This window comes from Limosilactobacillus pulli (assembly GCF_947381555.1).
Taxonomy (GTDB): domain Bacteria; phylum Bacillota; class Bacilli; order Lactobacillales; family Lactobacillaceae; genus Limosilactobacillus; species Limosilactobacillus pulli.
Genome location: NZ_CANCWQ010000070.1, coordinates 1 through 1058, shown reverse-complemented (window position 1 = coordinate 1058; position 1058 = coordinate 1). Strand labels below are relative to the sequence as shown.

Here is a 1058-nt window from a genome sequence, read left to right as displayed (position 1 = left end):
GGCAGATTGTAAAATTTAAGTTGAACATTTAAGTGGACAGAAAAACCCATAAAGGTCTTTAATGGTGTTGCTAAACTAAATCCATTGAAAGAAGGACCTTTATGGGTACCACTATCTTATCATTTTCAGACCGCGTTGTCATTGAAACACTTCACAACGAAAAACGTTCCTTACAGTATATCGCCGACTACTTGGGCTTCAGTAAGACCACTATTTTTAATGAGCTTCATCGACTGGACGTTGTTGCTTATCAGGCACAATTAGCACAAGCCGACTTTGAAAGGAAGATTGCGCAACGAGGGCGTAAATCTTCTTTAACCACTAATCTTAAACAGTTGATTGAAGAGAAAATCAAAGTTCAAAAATGGTCAGCGGAACAGGTCGCTCATGTGGTTGGAATTGCTTATAAGTCCATCTATAACTGGATTGATCAAGGCCTGCTCGATTTACAGTTGAAGGACTTGCCAGATCATGGCATTCGCCGCCATCGAACTAAAGAGAAACGCGGCACTTTTAGCCATGGACGTCCAATTGAAGAACGCCCAACTGCTATTGAAACTCGTCAAGAGTTCGGCCATTTTGAGGCTGATACAGTACTTTCTGGCAAGCGTAAGGGACAAGCTGTCGCTACTTTTGTGGAACGGAAGAGTCGCCTGACGATTGTTAAACGACTTCATGGGCGTGATAGTCAATCAATGAAGCAGGCAGTAGTAGAACTAGCTCATCAGCTCAACGGAAGACTTAAGACCTTAACGGTTGACCATGGTAAAGAATTTGCGGATTATCAGGCGATCGAAGCCTTAACCAGTACCCAAGTTTACTTTGCCCATGCTTATTCACCACATGAACGTGGTAGTAACGAGAATCGCAATCGAGTCCTGCGACGGTTCATTCCTAAGGGACAACCAATTGAAGAGCTAAGTGATGATGAGCTAATTCAAATTAACTGGTACTTAAATTCCCGACCGCTTAAATGTCTCAACTGGCATTCACCAATTGAGATCTTTTTGCTTAATCTGCGCCAATAGATTTGTTCAAGTTATTTCTTGCAATCTGCC

At 42.2% G+C, this 1058-nt stretch carries 1 protein-coding gene; it reads left to right on the top strand.

Going from position 1 to position 1058, the window contains the following annotated elements; translation table 11 throughout:
• Positions 1–101 precede the first annotated feature (101 nt).
• Positions 102–1028 carry an IS30 family transposase gene (locus QOS03_RS09120; RefSeq protein ID WP_283576187.1) on the top strand — a complete coding sequence of 309 codons (927 nt, stop codon included), beginning with the start codon at positions 102–104 and terminating at the stop codon, positions 1026–1028.
• Positions 1029–1058: the final 30 nt, after the last annotated feature.